The organism is Enterobacter cloacae complex sp. P13B, from assembly GCF_014895915.1.
Taxonomy (GTDB): Bacteria; Pseudomonadota; Gammaproteobacteria; order Enterobacterales; family Enterobacteriaceae; genus Enterobacter; species Enterobacter bugandensis.
In genome coordinates this window covers 1-15,484 of record NZ_JADBQN010000059.1, presented here as the reverse complement: position 1 = coordinate 15,484, position 15,484 = coordinate 1, and the positions used below count along the sequence as shown (strand labels likewise).

16 protein-coding genes are annotated in these 15,484 nt (G+C 62.0%); 15 read left to right on the top strand and 1 reads right to left on the bottom strand.

Translation table 11 applies throughout. The features are described 5' to 3' along the window. Positions 1-201: 201 nt before the first annotated feature. Positions 202-1,122: an agmatinase gene (gene speB / locus IM273_RS21200; protein ID WP_017382921.1), complete on the top strand. Its 921-nt coding sequence runs from the start codon at positions 202-204 to the stop codon at positions 1,120-1,122. 3 nt (positions 1,123-1,125) lie between these two features. Here speB and IM273_RS21195 read toward each other — a convergent pair whose 3' ends face one another. Then, positions 1,126-2,337 carry an MFS transporter gene (locus tag IM273_RS21195; protein ID WP_193051893.1) on the bottom strand — a complete coding sequence of 404 codons (1,212 nt, stop codon included), beginning with the start codon at positions 2,335-2,337 and terminating at the stop codon, positions 1,126-1,128. Positions 2,338-2,751: 414 nt separating this feature from the next. Between IM273_RS21195 and IM273_RS21190 the strand changes: the two genes are divergently transcribed. The 14 genes from IM273_RS21190 (at position 2,752) to IM273_RS21125 (ending at position 15,446) form a co-directional block, all read left to right on the top strand. Continuing rightward, the gene (locus tag IM273_RS21190; RefSeq protein WP_003860044.1) at positions 2,752-3,075 is read left to right on the top strand and encodes a non-heme iron oxygenase ferredoxin subunit; all 324 of its coding nucleotides are present in this window, start codon (positions 2,752-2,754) and stop codon (positions 3,073-3,075) included. Beyond that, positions 3,072-3,380, top strand: coding sequence for a recombinase-like helix-turn-helix domain-containing protein (locus tag IM273_RS21185; RefSeq protein WP_028014353.1), 309 nt, complete (start codon positions 3,072-3,074; stop codon positions 3,378-3,380). The genes IM273_RS21190 and IM273_RS21185 overlap by 4 nt, the downstream gene beginning before the upstream one ends. A gap of 10 nt (positions 3,381-3,390) precedes the next feature. Then, entirely contained in the window at positions 3,391-4,413 is a 1,023-nt protein-coding gene (locus IM273_RS21180; RefSeq protein WP_028014352.1) for an aromatic ring-hydroxylating dioxygenase subunit alpha, read from the top strand. After that, positions 4,413-5,162, top strand: coding sequence for an SDR family oxidoreductase (locus tag IM273_RS21175; RefSeq protein ID WP_049136404.1), 750 nt, complete (start codon positions 4,413-4,415; stop codon positions 5,160-5,162). The genes IM273_RS21180 and IM273_RS21175 overlap by 1 nt, the downstream gene beginning before the upstream one ends. Positions 5,163-5,174: 12 nt before the next feature. Beyond that, positions 5,175-5,963 carry an IclR family transcriptional regulator gene (locus tag IM273_RS21170; RefSeq protein WP_048959379.1) on the top strand — a complete coding sequence of 263 codons (789 nt, stop codon included), beginning with the start codon at positions 5,175-5,177 and terminating at the stop codon, positions 5,961-5,963. 78 nt (positions 5,964-6,041) lie between these two features. Then, positions 6,042-6,968: a VOC family protein gene (locus IM273_RS21165; RefSeq protein ID WP_047364532.1), complete on the top strand. Its 927-nt coding sequence runs from the start codon at positions 6,042-6,044 to the stop codon at positions 6,966-6,968. After that, positions 6,965-8,152 carry an NAD(P)/FAD-dependent oxidoreductase gene (locus IM273_RS21160; protein WP_193051894.1) on the top strand — a complete coding sequence of 396 codons (1,188 nt, stop codon included), beginning with the start codon at positions 6,965-6,967 and terminating at the stop codon, positions 8,150-8,152. The genes IM273_RS21165 and IM273_RS21160 overlap by 4 nt, the downstream gene beginning before the upstream one ends. Positions 8,153-8,177: 25 nt before the next feature. Continuing rightward, positions 8,178-9,434 (top strand): MFS transporter, encoded by a 1,257-nt coding sequence (locus tag IM273_RS21155; RefSeq protein WP_193051895.1) that lies wholly within the window; start codon positions 8,178-8,180, stop codon positions 9,432-9,434. A gap of 10 nt (positions 9,435-9,444) precedes the next feature. After that, entirely contained in the window at positions 9,445-9,975 is a 531-nt protein-coding gene (locus IM273_RS21150; protein WP_017382915.1) for a cupin domain-containing protein, read from the top strand. A gap of 9 nt (positions 9,976-9,984) precedes the next feature. Next, on the top strand, positions 9,985-10,755 hold the full coding sequence (locus IM273_RS21145) for an alpha/beta fold hydrolase (protein ID WP_193051896.1): 771 nt from the start codon (positions 9,985-9,987) through the stop codon (positions 10,753-10,755). Continuing rightward, entirely contained in the window at positions 10,739-11,533 is a 795-nt protein-coding gene (locus IM273_RS21140; protein ID WP_193051897.1) for an SDR family oxidoreductase, read from the top strand. The genes IM273_RS21145 and IM273_RS21140 overlap by 17 nt, the downstream gene beginning before the upstream one ends. A 9-nt stretch (positions 11,534-11,542) precedes the next feature. Continuing rightward, a complete protein-coding gene (locus tag IM273_RS21135) occupies positions 11,543-12,313 on the top strand; it encodes an aspartate dehydrogenase (protein WP_028014344.1) in 771 nt (256 codons plus the stop codon). A 9-nt stretch (positions 12,314-12,322) separates the two neighbouring features. Beyond that, on the top strand, positions 12,323-13,792 hold the full coding sequence (locus IM273_RS21130) for an aldehyde dehydrogenase (protein ID WP_193051898.1): 1,470 nt from the start codon (positions 12,323-12,325) through the stop codon (positions 13,790-13,792). 13 nt (positions 13,793-13,805) lie between these two features. Beyond that, entirely contained in the window at positions 13,806-15,446 is a 1,641-nt protein-coding gene (locus IM273_RS21125) for a thiamine pyrophosphate-binding protein (protein WP_193051899.1), read from the top strand. The last annotated feature ends 38 nt before the right edge of the window (positions 15,447-15,484 follow it).

Here is a 15,484-nt window from a genome sequence, read left to right as displayed (position 1 = left end):
CTCAGCCCGGTGGGAGAGGGTTGGGGTGAGGGCATCAGACCGCACAATGCCCTATACTCACTTGAACCCGTATGAATTACCGGCGATAATTCGCCCCAATATGCGATTTACGAATCAATCCCTTCCTCGTCGGGTTTAACGACGCGGAGGGGATTTTTTTTCATCTGTTTTTAATGTATCGACGTTAAAAGAGGTCAGGACATGAGCACTTTAGGTCATCAGTACGATAACTCTCTGGTATCTAACGCGTTTGGTTTTTTACGCCTTCCAATGAACTTCCAGCCGTACGACAGCGATGCGGACTGGGTGATCACCGGCGTACCGTTCGACATGGCAACCTCCGGTCGTGCGGGTGGTCGTCACGGCCCGGCGGCAATCCGTCAGGTTTCCACCAACCTGGCCTGGGAGCACAACCGCTTCCCGTGGAACTTCGACATGCGCGAGCGCCTGAACGTGGTGGACTGCGGTGACCTGGTGTACGCCTTCGGCGACGCGCGCGAAATGAGCGAAAAATTGCAGGCGCACGCAGAGAAACTGCTGGCGGCCGGTAAGCGCATGCTTTCCTTCGGCGGTGACCACTTTGTCACTCTGCCGCTGCTGCGCGCCCACGCGAAGCACTTCGGTAAAATGGCGCTGGTGCACTTCGATGCGCATACCGACACCTACGCGAACGGCTGCGAGTTCGACCACGGCACCATGTTCTACACCGCGCCGAAAGAAGGCCTGATCGATCCGAACCACTCCGTGCAGATCGGCATCCGTACCGAGTTCGACAAAGACAACGGTTTCACCGTGCTGGACGCCGGCCAGGTGAACGATCGCGGCGTGGACGATATTCTGGCTCAGGTTAAGCAGATCGTCGGCGATATGCCTGTATACCTGACCTTCGATATCGACTGCCTGGATCCGGCGTTTGCACCGGGTACCGGTACGCCGGTTATTGGCGGCCTGACGTCAGACCGCGCCATCAAGCTGGTGCGTGGCCTGAAGGATCTGAACATCGTTGGTATGGACGTGGTAGAAGTGGCGCCAGCCTATGACCAGTCCGAAATCACCGCGCTTGCCGCGGCGACCCTGGCGCTGGAAATGCTCTACATCCAGGCCGCGAAAAAAGGCGAATAAGCCTTACGCGCTGATTGCTGCTGCGCGACGCATGCGCAGCAGCAACATTCCCCCGGCAAGCAGGGTGATTACCTGCGAGACGACCAGCACCGAAAAGCCTGAGCTGACTGACCCTACCGACCTCATCACCATCCCCATCAGCAGCGGAATAAACGCCGCGCAGATATTGCCGATCCCGTTGATAATGCCGTAAGCGCTGCCCACCGCTTCCCGCGCGGCGTGATGCTGGATCACCGCCGGAATAGCCGCCCCCTGTAGTCCCCAGAAGATATTCGCCGAGAGCATAAACAGCGCCAGCCAGGCAGGCTGATGGCTGAGCATCAGCGCGACCACGGACAGCGCCGTCAGCGCGCCGCCCACCACAAACAGCATTGGCGCCTGTTCCGGACGCATTTTGTCGAGCAGCACCCCGCCGAGGAACTTCGAGCCCAGACTCAGCAGGAAGGGAATGGCCGCAAGCATGCCCGTGGCGTGCAGCGAGAAATGATGCTCGTCGCGCAGCCACGCGGGCAGCCAGGCGCTGCTCCCCCAGAGATAGCTCAGGGTGGCAATCTCAACCAGCAGGATCCACCCGAGCAGCGGCGTTTGCCAGGCCAGCGAAAACGTCTCTGCGAAGCCCGGTTTTTTGATTTTCTCCGCACCCCGCGGCGCGGGCAGGAAGCGCCAGACAAGGCCGCCACCCAGCACAAGATTTAATACCGCCAGGGCATAAAACGACCCGGCCCAGCCGAGATGCGCCATCAGCCACGTTACCAGCGGAAAGCCCACGGCCAGCCCGAGCGAGACGCCCAGCGCGGTCACGGCGTTGGGTTTGCCGATCTCCTGCGCGCTAAAGTGATCGCTGATGAAGCGCGTTTTCAGCGAAAAGAGCGGCCCCTCAGCGATCCCCAGGATCGTGCGCGCGACGAGCATGCCCATCAGCGATCCGAGCAGCGGGGAAATGGCGCATACCGCTGCCCACATCGCTATGCTGCTCAATAATCCCTGTCGATAATGGAGTTTGCTTTCAATAACCGGAGTTAATAATAAAGCTGAAAATCCATAACCCAGCAGAAAACAGGTCATAAGCATTCCCTGTAACATTCTGTTTTCATTTAGCTGAAAATGCTGAGCAAATTCCGGGTTTAAAATCATTACAGAAATATTCACCCGGTCAACGTAGGAAATAATAACCAGTAATAACAGTGCCACTGTGCCTTGCCATCTTGCCGTCATAACGCCTGCCTTATGTTTTCGCTTATTTCTATTTTTATGCGCGTGATTGTCACGTGGGTAAAATGGTTCACCTGTGAAACTCATTGTTTATTAAAGAAGAAATAAAATTAAGTTTCACAGGTGAAACACCATAATTTTCCCTTCTTTTATTTTTAAGGAACAAAAAGAAAAGAAGTCAATCACTGTTTATTAAAATTTAAGGCCATCGATAAATCGTATTCTTTCACACCGAAATAATGAAAATTTCATATCGCTGCATTTTTTCGTGATCCTTTGCACACTTAGTTAATTAATTGCCGTTTGATTAACAAATTCGTCACATTGCGGCTTGACGAAACATTCATCGCTTTTATATTGACCGTATTAAATAAGAAACAGAGTTTCATATATGAAACAAAAGCCTGGAGGATCGTGATGAGCTGGATAGGCGTATGTGACGCAGAACAAGTACAGGAAGATTTCCCTTTTAGCGGCAACGTCGACGGTAAAGAGATCGGCGTGTATTTGATTGACGGTGAATATTACGCGCTGGAAGACGTATGCCCCCACGCCTATGCCCTGCTGAGCCAGGGCTTCGTGGAGGACGGCAAGGTGGAATGCCCGCTGCACGAGGCGGTCTTCGACGTCAAAACCGGTCAGTGCCTGCACGGCCCCGGCGGGCGCAACCTCAACCGCTACCCGGTTCGGGTTTTTGAAAACCAGATTCAGATTACCTTCGTCGAGGAGACCGTGGCATGAGCGACACCCTGAACTACAACCCGGCGCTGCCGGAAAGCCGTCAGTTTGCCCCACCGGCTGAGGGCGGTAACGGTGCGATCCATAAGCCGGGTGATTACCAGAACCTGATCTGGCAGACCCGCAGCCGCGAGCCGGAAAGCTGGGAAGTGAACCTCATCGCCACGCTGGAAGATCTCTTCGAGCAGGGGGTTGAAACCTTACCGGAGCTGGTGAACGGGCTGAACGCGGTGCGCATGCACGATCAGCAGGGCGAGCCGTGGAGCGAGGCCAGCTTCCAGGCATTCTTACAGGTTAACGGCTACTGAGGGCAACGCGATGACGACTACCGTACAACACTATCTCGATAAAGGTCTGCGCGGCCTCTGGTATCCGGTGCTGGCGAGCTGGGAGGTGCAGTCTGCACCGGTGGGCATTACCCGCCTGGGCGAACAGATTGTGGTCTGGCGCAACAAAGACGGCCAGGTGCAGGCGCTGGAGGACCGCTGTCCGCACCGCGGCGCACGCCTGTCGATGGGCTGGAACCTTGGCGACCGCATTGCCTGCTGGTATCACGGCGTGGAGGTCGCGGGCAACGGCGAGGTGAAAGACGTGCCCGCCGTGGACAAATGCCCGCTGGTCGGCCAGCAGTGCGTGCGCAGCTACAACGTGCAGGAGGCGCACGGCGCAATCTTCCTGTGGTTTGGCGTCACCGCAGACCAGCAGCCGGACGAGCTGACCTTCCCGGATGAGCTCGCCGATACGGACAGCTTCAGCAATTTCCTCTGCACCGCCGCGTGGAAATGCAATTACCAGTACGCGCTGGAAAACGTGATGGATCCGATGCACGGCACCTATCTGCACTCCTCGTCGCACTCAATGGCGGAAGGGGATCGCAAGGCCGACATGGTTCTCCAGCCGACCAAAACCGGCTTTATCTTCGAGAAGAAAGGGCAGAGCGGCGTCAACTTTGACTGGGTGGAGCTGGGCAACAGCGGCACCTGCTGGATGCGCCTCTCCATTCCGTACAAGAAGCGCTTCGGGCCGGGCGGCCACTTCTTTATCGTCGGCATGGTGGTGCCGGAAGATAACGACAACTGCCGCGTCTTCTTCTGGCGCATTCGCCGGGTGCAGGGCTGGCAGCGCGACATGTGGCGCTTCATGTACCGCAACCGTCTGGAAAAACTGCACTGGGAAGTGCTGGAGCAGGACCGCGTGGTGCTGGAAAGCCTGGCGCCAAACGCCCGCGACCATGAATACCTGTATCAGCACGACGTCGGCCTCTCGCGCCTGCGCCGCATGATGCAAAAGGCCGCCAAAGAGCAACTGGCGATGCGCGAAGAACAGCAGGGAGCCGCCTGATGAACGGGCTGCTGAGCGGCAAACGCATCGTCATAACCGGCGCCGCGCGCGGGCTGGGCTTTCACTTTGCCAAAGCCTGCGCGGAGCAGGGCGCGGCGGTGGTGATGTGCGACATCCTCAAGGGTGAGCTGGCCGAAAGCGCCCACGCCCTGAGCGAGCGGGGCTATGCGATCGAATCGCATGTTATCGATCTGGCCGATCCGCAGTCCATTGAGCAGGTGTTCAGCGCGATTGGCGAGCAGGGTCAGATCGATGGCCTGGTGAACAACGCGGCGATGGCGACGGGCGTCGGCGGCAAAAATATGCTCGATTACGATCCGGATCTCTGGGATCGGGTGATGAGCGTCAACGTCAAAGGCACCTGGCTGGTGACGCGCGCCGCGGTGCCGCTGCTGTGCGAGGGGGCGGGCATCGTGAACGTCGCGTCCGACACCGCGCTGTGGGGTGCGCCGCGCCTGATGGCCTACGTCGCCAGCAAGGGCGCCGTGATTGCCATGACCCGCTCAATGGCGCGCGAACTGGGCGAAAAGCGTATACGCATTAATGCCATCGCGCCGGGGTTAACCCGCGTCGAGGCGACCGAATATGTTCCGGCCGAGCGCCATCAGCTCTACGAGAATGGCCGCGCGTTAACCGGCGCGCAGCAGCCGGAAGACGTCACCGGCAGCGTGGTCTGGCTGTTAAGCGATCTGTCGCGGTTTATCACCGGGCAGCTGATCCCGGTCAACGGCGGTTTTGTCTTTAACTAAGGTGTAGCGATTATGGCAAACGATCAGGAAGTGAAGTATCTGGTGCCGGGGCTGGAGCGCGGTTTACAGCTGCTGTTGGCCTTTGGCGAGCAGCATCGCGATCTGACCTTTGCCGAGCTGCACCGGCTGGTGGATATGCCGAAGGCGACCGCCTATCGCGTGGTGCAGACGCTGGAGTACATGGGCTTTCTGGAGCGCAACGCGCGCACCAATACCTTTTCGCTGGGCATGAACGTGCTGCGTCTCGGCTTTGAGTACATTGCCTCGCTGGACGTGGCGCAGGTCGGCCAGCCGGTGATCGAGCAGCTGCGCGACGTGAGCCAGTGCAGCAGCCATCTGGCGATCCGCGACGGGCGCGACATTATCTACATCGCCCGCGTCAGCGCCGCCGGGTCGCGCATCAACCAGGTCAGCATTGGCACCCGCCTGCCGGTGCACTGCACCTCGCTGGGCCGCATGTTGCTGACCGATATTTCCCGCGCCGATTTCGAACAGTTGTTCCCGCACGAGCGCCTGCCGGGCAACGCGCCGGGGCAGCTTCACGACCGCGAGGCCCTGTGGCAGATGGTGCAGCAGGACAAAGCCCGCGGGTTTGTCATCGGCGAATCCTTCTTCCGCCACGGCATCTCCTCCATCGTCTACCCGGTGTATGACCGAAGCGGACGCGTGGCGGCGGTGGTCAGCATTCTGGTGCCGTCGGAGGAGATCCCGCAGACCGACCGCGAGCGGCTGCAAAACGAGGTTCGCCTCGCGGCGGATAAAATTTCTGGCTTCTTAGGCTATTTGTCACAGGCCAGCTAAATCAGTGAGTTAACGTCAGGCGCTTGACTGCGTCGGGCATGTTTTACGCCCAATTTGGGCCAGATGAGGCAACGAACGATGAGTGTAACCGGAATTGAAAAGCTGGAATTTGGCGTGGAAGACCTGACGCACTGCGCCAAATTTATGCGTGATTTTGGCCTGACGGGCGATGCCAGCGGCCAGCGTTTTACCACCCTGAGCGGCGCGCGCGTGGAGCTGAACCCCATCGACAGCCCCGACCTGCCGCCGGCGTTTGAAGCGGGCAACACCCTGCGCCGCATGACCTGGGCGGTTGCCGCACAGTCCGATCTCGACGCGCTGCGCCCGAAGCTGGCGCAGCAGCCCGGCTTTCGCGAAGTGGGCGACGCGCTGGAATGTCTCGATCCGAACGGCATGACCCTGCGCGTGCAGGTCAGCCAGCAGACCGACGTGGAGCTGAACGTTGAGCCGATCAACCAGTGGGGCGACGCCCGCCGTATCGACACACCCAGCCCGGTTTACGATCGCGCGCAGCCGATCAACGTCGGGCACGTGGTGTTCTTCGTGGAGGAGCTGGCGGCGGTGGAAAAATTCTACCGCGAGGTGCTCGGCTTCCAGGTTTCGGACCGCTACATCAACCGCGCCGTGTTCCTGCGCTGCGGGGCGCGCGGCGGACATCACAACCTGTTCCTGCTGCAACTGCCGAACCGCAAGCGCGGCCTCAACCACGTGGCCTTCACCGTGCGCGACATCCACGAGGTGATCGGCGGCGGTATCGCGATGAATAAAAATGAATGGAGCACCTTTATCGGGCCGGGCCGCCATCCGGTGTCGTCGGCGTACTTCTGGTACGTCAATAGCCCGACCGGCGGCGCGTTTGAGTATTACACCAACGACGACTATCTGACGGAAAACTGGCAGCCGCGCGAGCTGGAGCACTCCCTGGTCTCCTTTACCGAATGGGCGGTAGAAGGCGGGATTGACCACGACACGCGCCGCCAGCAGAAAAAGCCGGAGGCGGTATGACGTCGCGCATTGTCATTATCGGCGGCGGTCAGGCGGGCGGCTGGGCGGCGAAAACCCTGCGCGACGAGGGCTTCGACGGCGAGATCTGCGTAGTGGCGGAAGAGGAGTGGGATTTCTACGAACGTCCGCCGCTGTCGAAAGCGTCTCTGCTGGAGCCGGACGCGGCGCTCCCGCGGCTGTTTAGCGAAGAAGCACAGCAGGCGCTGAACCTGACCTGGTACCGCCCGCTGCGTGCTGAATCAGTCGATCGCGAAGCGAAAACCCTGCGTTTGAGCAACGGCGAACATCTTAGTTACAACATTCTTTTAATGGCCACCGGCGGGCGGGCGCGCCTGCCTTCGCAGGCGTGGGCGGCGCATCCGCAGGTCTACACTCTGCGCCACTGGCAGGACGCGCAGCGCCTGAAGGCGCGTCTGGCGGAAAGTAAAAAACTGGCGATTGTCGGTGGCGGCTGGATCGGCCTCGAGATTGCCGCTTCCGCACGCAAAAGCGGCGTAGCGGTCACGCTGTTCGAGCAGCAGCCCGCGCTGTGCATGCGCTCGGTGAGCGGCGAGGTGTCGCAGCGCTTAGAGGCGATCCACCGCGAGCAGGGGGTGGAGATCCGTACCGGCTGCGGCGCGCTGGAGCTGGAGGACGATAACGGCCTGCCGGTCATCCACTGCGACGGCCAGCGCGAAACCTTTGACGCGGTGGTGGTGGGGATCGGTGTCGATCTCAATCTGGAACTGGCGCGCGATGCGGGACTTCGCACCGAGCGGGGGATCGTGGTGGACGCCCAGGGACGGACGTCCGATCCGTTCATCTTTGCCGCAGGCGACGTGGCGCAGCACCATCACTACGGCCTGTGCATTCAGTCCTGGGCCTTCGCCCAGAATCAGGCGGTGGCGACGGCGAAAGCGATGCTTAACCCCGATGCGCCAGGCTACGACGACGCGCCGTGGCTGTGGTCGGATCAATATCAGCACAACATCCAGATCCTCGGCATTCCGCAGCCGGGCAGCCGAACGATAGTGCGTGAAGAGGCGCTGTACTTCTCGCTGGACGACAACGGTCGGCTAACGCAGCTGGTGGCGTTCAACGATGCGCGCACCGTCAAGCTGGCGAAGCGCTGGATGGCGGCGGGGCGGGACCTGTCGGACGTACCGCTCGCCGATCCTGCTTTTTCACTGATGTCACTGCGATAGCTAACCCGCACCCGTAGGGGGAGACATGACCACATTAGAGACCAACACCGCGCCCGTTGAGGCGAGCGGTGAGGGAACCCGCACGCCTGAAAAAGCGGTGCGCTGGGCCATCCCGCTGTCGCTGCTGGCCTGCGTGCTGCTGGCGTTTTTCGACAAAATCAGCATCGCGGCGCTCTTTTCCGACACCCATTTCCAGCAGGCGATGGGCATCGATTTTGACACCACGCGCCTCGGCATTCTGATGAGCGCCTTCCTGCTGAGCTACGGTTTTTCGTCGGTATTTTTGAGCGGTTTAGGCGACAAAATCGCGCCGCTGCGCCTGCTCACCGGGATGATGGCGATCTGGTGCGTGCTGATGGTGGCGATGGGCTTTACCCATAACTACACGCTGATGATCGTCCTGCGCATCCTGCTGGGTGTGGCGGAAGGGCCGCTGTTCCCGCTGGCTTTCGCCATCGTGCGCCACAACTTCCCGCAGCATTTACAGGCGCGCGCCACCATGCTGTGGCTGCTGGGCACGCCGGTCGGGGCGGCGATTGGCTTCCCGCTCTCCCTCTGGCTGCTGAACACCTTCGGCTGGCAGAGCACCTTCTTTGTCATGGCAATGCTGACCGTGCCGGTGCTTATCTTTGTGCGCATCGGCCTGCGCGGGATCCGTCTGGAAGCAAAAACCGGCACCTCGCAGGCGTCTCAGGACGAGCGGCGCGCGGCGCGGCGCGAGCTGTTTGTCAGCCCGCACTTCTGGATCATCTGCATCTTTAACATCGCCTTTCTGACCTACCTGTGGGGCATCAACGGCTGGCTGCCGGGCTATCTCATCAAGGGCAAAGGCATCCACCTGGAGCACGCGGGCTGGCTGTCGTCGATGCCGTTCATCGCCATGCTGGCGGGAGAGGTGATTGGCGCGTGGCTCTCTGACCGGGTCGATAAGCGCGCGGCGGCCTGCTTTATCTCGATGGCGGGGGCTGCGGTAGGCCTGGCGGCGGTGATGCACCTCGACACCCCGCTTGCCATCATCGCGGCGATGAGCTTCAGCACCTTTATGTGGGGCACCGGCGCACCCAACATTTTCGCCCTGCTGGCGAAGGCCACCCATCCCCGGGTGAGCGCCACGGCGGGCGGCATTTTCAACGGGCTGGGAAACTTTGCGGGCGCGCTGTCGCCGGCGGTGATGGGCGCGCTGATCGCCTTCACCCACAGCATGGATTCCGGGCTGATTTTTCTGGCGGTGATGGCGGCGGTGGGCTGCGTCCTGTTACTGCCGCTGCTGAGACGTTACTGAGGAGAGTGTCATGACTGATTCAACCGTAACCAACAAAACAGGCATCAAACCTGACCACCTGACGATGGAAGAGTGGGTCGAGTCGCGCATCGCGCGCTTCGAAGGCCGTAAATACGACTGGAACGCGCTGAAGTTCCAGGCCGATTTTGACCCGAAATACCGCCGCGCGCAGATGCGCTACATCGGCACCGGGGCAACCGGCGTGGCGAACGACACCAATACCGTGCAGGCGGACCATTTTACCTTCTCCACCATGGTGCTGCCGTCGAAGTGCGAAGGGCCGCTGCACCTGCACGACGACGTGGAGGAGGTGTTCTTCATGCTCAAAGGGCAGATCACGCTGATGATCCAGGACGGCGATAACTACACCGAAACCGTGCTGCGCGAGCGTGACCTGATCTCCGTCCCGCCGGGCATCTATCGCGGCCTGTTTAACCACGGGGAAGAAGAGGCGCTGATGTGCGTCATGCTGGGAACCAACAAGCCGGAAATCCCTACCTATCCCTCCGATCATCCGCTCTCAAAAGTGAAGCGGAACTAAGGGGGCGACATGACGGCTTTTCGTGAACAGGGAAGCGGCATCCCGCTGATGCTGCTGCACGGGATCAGCTCTGGCGCTGCGTCCTGGCATAAGCAGATGACGCTGAACGGTTTTCGCGTGCTGGCGTGGGACATGCCCGGTTACGGCGAAAGCCCGATGCTGGCGGTTGAGCGGGCGAACGCGGGAGATTACGCCGACGCGCTGGCGGCGATGCTCGACCGCGCAGGCGTCTGGCAGGCGGTACTGGTGGGCCATTCCCTGGGGGCGCTGGTGGCCAGCGCGTTTGCGGCGAAGTTCCCTGAACGCGTTATTCATCTGGTGCTGGCGGACGCCGCGCAGGGTTACGGTAATGCCGCGCCGGCGCAGCGAGAGCAGGTCTGGCGTAATCGCGAGCAGCAGATGGCGCTCGGTGGCGACATCCTCGCGCAGACCCGCGCCGCGAAGCTGCTGCGCCCCGGCGCGCGCGCAGAAGATATCGCCACCGTCGCGGCGGGCATGCGCAGGCTGCGGCCCGAAGGCTACCTCGCTGCCGCGTGGATGCTGGCGCATGACGACATTCACGGCTGGCTTAAGCGTTACGCCGGTCAATTTGAAGTCTGGTGCGGCGAGCAGGACGCGATCACGCAGCCCGAGCTGGTACAGGGGCTGGCGCTGCGCTACGGCATGCCGTTTACCGCGATTCCGCAGGCCGGACACGCGAGCTATCTCGATAACGACGCGTTTTTTAATCAACAGCTTTTACGCATTAACGAAGAGGTGCGCGATGAATGCACACATTGACGGCCGCGTAGCGGTCGTTACCGGCGGTTCGTCCGGCATTGGCTTTGAAACGCTGCGCCTGCTGCTGGGCGAAGGGGCGAAAGTCGCCTTCTGCGGTCGCGACCCGGACCGGCTCGCCAGCGCCCATGCGACGCTGCAAAACGACTATCCCGACGGGGAGATTTTCTCTTACCGCTGCGACGTGCTGAATGCCGACGAGGTGCAGGCCTTCGCGGATGCGGTGCAGGCGCGCTTTGGCGCGGCGGATATGCTGATCAACAACGCCGGTCAGGGCTACGTGGCGCACTTCAGCGACACCCCGCGCGAGGCGTGGCTGCACGAAGCCGAACTTAAACTGTTTGGCGTCATTAATCCGGTACAGGCGTTTCAGCCGCTGCTGGAACGGTCCGACATCGCCTCCATCACCTGCGTGAACTCCCTGCTGGCGCTTCAGCCGGAAGAGCACATGATCGCCACGTCGGCAGCCCGCGCCGCGCTGTTGAACATGACGCTGACGCTCTCGAAAGAGCTGGGAGGCAAAGGCATTCGCGTCAATTCCATACTGCTCGGTATGGTCGAGTCCGGCCAGTGGCAGCGCCGCTTTGAAAGCCGGGCGGATAAAAGCCAGAGCTGGCCGGAGTGGACGGCGGAAATCGCGCGCAAGCGCGGCATTCCGATGGCGCGCCTCGGCAAGCCGCAGGAGCCCGCGCAGGCGCTGCTGTTCCTCGCCTCACCGCTGGCCTCGTTTACCACCGGCGCGGCGCTGGACGTTTCCGGCGGCTTTTGCCGCCATCTGTAAGGACGCATCATGAAAAAGGTAATGTTAATTGGTTATGGCGCCATGGCGCAGGCGGTGATTGAGCGTCTGCCCGCCGGCGTGGCTATCGGCTGGATCGTGGCGCGCGCGTCTCACCATGCCGCCATTCGCGACCAGTTTGGCGATGCGGTCGAGGCGCTGACCTCGCCGATGGCGTGCGCACAAACGCCCGATCTGGTGTTGGAGTGCGCCAGCCAGCAGGCGGTTGCGCAGTACGGCGAAGCGATTCTGCGCCGCGGCTGGCATCTGGCGGTCATTTCCACCGGCGCGCTGGCGGACAGCGCGCTGGAGCAGCGCCTGCTCGCGGCGGGCGGGAAACTGACCCTGCTTTCCGGGGCGGTGGCCGGCATCGACGGGCTGGCGGCGGCGAAGGAGGGCGGGCTTGAGCGCGTCACCTATCAGTCGCGTAAAAGTCCGGCCAGCTGGCGCGGCAGCTATGCCGAGCAGCTTATCGATCTTAACGCAGTCAGAGAGGCGCAGGTCTTTTTTGAAGGGAGCGCCCGCGAGGCGGCGCGCCTGTTCCCGGCGAACGCCAACGTGGCGGCGACCGTGGCGCTCGGCGGCGTCGGGATGGATGAAACCCGCGTGCAGCTGATGGTTGACCCGGCAACGAAACGTAACACCCACACGCTGCACGTAGAAGGGCTGTTTGGCGAATTCCATCTGGAGCTGAGCGGGCTGCCGCTGGCGTCTAACCCTAAAACCTCCACCCTGGCGGCACTCAGCGCGGTGCGCGCCTGCCGCGAGCTGGCCCTGAGCTGAGGAGTGACGATGGACGATCTGAAGATTTTTATCGGCGGCCAGTGGCGACGCGGCGGTGGCAACCCGATGCAGAGCCACTTCCCGGCTGACGGGTCGCTCAATGCGACGCTGAACGCGGCAAACCTTGACGATCTGCACGACGCGATCGAGGCCGGCGAGCGCGCGTGGCGCGATCCCGTCTGGCGCAACAGCCTGCCGCACGTGCGGGCGAAGATCCTGCACAAGGTGGCGGATCTGATTGAGTCCCGCGCTGACGAGCTGGCGCAGATGCAGAGCCGGGATAACGGCAAGCCGCTGGCGGAGGCGCGCGGGCTGGTGATGAGCGCGGCGGGAACGGCGCGCTACTTCGCCGCCGCCTGCGAGCTGCTGGAAGGGGAGCTACCCACGCCGCGCCAGCCGGATCTGCTGACGCTAAGCCGCTATGAGCCGCTCGGCGTGGTGGCGGCTATCACGCCGTGGAACTCGCCCATTGCCAGCGAGATGCAGAAGGTCGCCCCGGCCATCGCCGCCGGGAACGCGGTGATCCTCAAGCCTGCCGAAGCCACGCCGCTGATGGCGCTGGAGCTGGCGCGCATTTTTGAACAGGCCGGGCTGCCCGCCGGGCTGCTGAGCGTGCTGCCGGGCAAAGGCTCGGTGATTGGCGACGCGCTGGCGCGCCATCCCCGCGTGCGAAAAATTTCCTTTACCGGCGGCACCGCCACGGGCCGCCATCTGGCGCACGTGGCCGCGGAAAAGCTTATTCCGGCGTCGCTGGAGTTGGGCGGTAAATCCCCGACCATCGTGCTGGAGGATGCCGACGTTGAGCAGGCCGCGCGCGGGATCTGCTACGGCATTTTCAGCTCAGCAGGGCAGGCGTGCATCGCCGGGTCCCGGCTGTTTATCCACGAAAGCCTGTACGCGCCGCTGATGGCGCGGCTGCTGGAATTAACTCGCGGGCTGCGCGTAGGGCACCCCTTCACCGACGGCGTTCACGTTGGGCCGCTGATCAATGAGAAACATCGCCAGAGCGTTCAGGAATACGTCGAGCTGGCGAAGCTCGAGGGGGGCCGGGTGCTGTGCGGCGGGGAGATCCCGGCAGATCCGGCGCTCGCAAACGGCAGCTTCTTCCAGCCGACCATTATCGAAGGGCTGACGAACGGCGCCCGCGCCTGCCAGGAGGAGATCTTCGGCCCGGTGCTGGTGGCGATGCCGTTTCGCGATGAAGCGGCGTTGATCCGCGAGGCGAACGACTCGGTTTACGGCCTGGCGGCAGGGATCTGGACCCGCGACACCGGGCGGGCGCTGCGCCTGAGCGAGCAGCTGGAAGCCGGTACGGTGTGGATCAACACCTACAAAGTTTTTGCGATTTCGACCCCGTTCGGGGGCTTTAAAGAGAGCGGTCTGGGCCGCGAAAAGGGCATTCAGGGGCTGAAAGCCTGGATGCAGCAAAAGAGCATTTATCTGGCGACGGGTAACAGCGTCAACCACTGGTGCGACTGAGAAAGGGTGAGCAATGAGCGAAATGATAACCGTCGGCGACGCCATCGCCAGAACGCTGGAGCAGTATCAGGTTGAGGCCATCTACGGCGTCATCTCCATTCACAACCTGCCGATCGCGGATGCGGTAGGGCAGCGGGGAAAAATCCGCTTCGTGCCCGCGCGCGGCGAGGCGGGTTCCGTCACCATGGCTGACGCCCACGGGCGGTTTTCCGGCCTCGGCGTGGCGCTGACCAGCACCGGCGCGGGGGCGGGGAACGCGGTAGGCGCGCTGGTGGAGGCGATGAACGCCTGCACGCCGCTACTGCATTTAACCGGACAGGTTGAGAAGGCCTGGCTGGACGCCGACACTGGGTTTATCCACGAGACCCGCGACCAGCTGACCTTCCTGAAGGCCAGTTCAAAACGGGCGTACCGCATCAGCAATGCCAGCCAGGCGATAGCTATCCTGCATAAAGCCATTCAGGACGCGCAGACGCCGCCGTGCGGGCCGGTCTCCGTGGAAATCCCGATTGATATTCAGGGGGCTAAAATTCCTCTGTCTCTGGTGACCGCACCGGTGAAACCAGCTTCGGCTGCAGCTGTGGATCCCGCGATGGTGGATGCTTTATGGGCGCAGCTCAGGCAGGCTAAACAGCCGCTGCTGTGGCTGGGCGGCGGGGCGCTGGGAAGCGCTGACGCGGTGAAAAAGCTGGCCGATGCGGGCGTGACGGTGATCTCCAGCACCCACGCGCGCGGCGTGCTGCCGGACGACCATCGTGCCAGCCTGCGGGCGTTCCACAATTCGCCGTCGGTAGAGGCGCTGATTGCGCAGTGTGATTTTACGCTGGTGGCCGGTTCTCGCCTGCGCAGCAACGAAACCCGCTCCTGGACGCTTGAGCTGCCGTCTCCACGCGTGCAGATTGATATCGACCCGGCGGCGGCGAGCCGTAACTACCTGATGGATAACACGCTGGTAGCCGACTGTTCAGCGCTGCTTGCCGCGCTGGCTGAAAAAGCGCAGGGCCGCGAGTGGGGCAACGCCCAGTGGGACGCGCAGGTGCAACTGGTGGTCTCGCAGGCTGAACAGGGCCTGCGCGAGCAGTGCGGCGCCTATGCGAAGCTCAACGACGCCATTGAAAAAGCCCTGCCGCAGGACGGCCTGCTGGTGCGCGATATCACCGTTTCCGGCAGCCTGTGGGGCAGTCGTCTGTTCCGCGCTAACGGCCCGCTGATGAACATTCACTCCCTGGCCGGGGCGATTGGCATGGGGCTGCCAATGGCGATTGGTACCGCGATTGCCAACCCGCAGCGCAAGGTGGTGGGGCTGGTGGGCGACGGTGGCCTGAGCCTGAATTTAGGCGAGCTGGCGACGCTGGCGCAGGAGAAAGCTAACGTGACGCTGCTGATCATGAACGACGGGGGCTACGGCGTGATGCGCGGCATTCAGGATAAGTACTTCGGCGGGCGACAGTATTATAACGAACTGCATACGCCGGACTTTACCCTGCTGGCACAGGCAATTGGCCTGCAGGCGTGGAGCGTTGAGCGGGCAGAGGATTTTGAAGCCGTGATGACGGAAGCGCTGGCGATGCCGGGGCCGTCGGTAGTGGAAGTGCGGATGGGTCAGATTGGCGCGCTGAAGTTTGCCGGGCCGCCGCAGAAAACGCTTTACTAGCTGTTTCCCCTCTCCCACGGGGCTGAGGGATCCCCAGT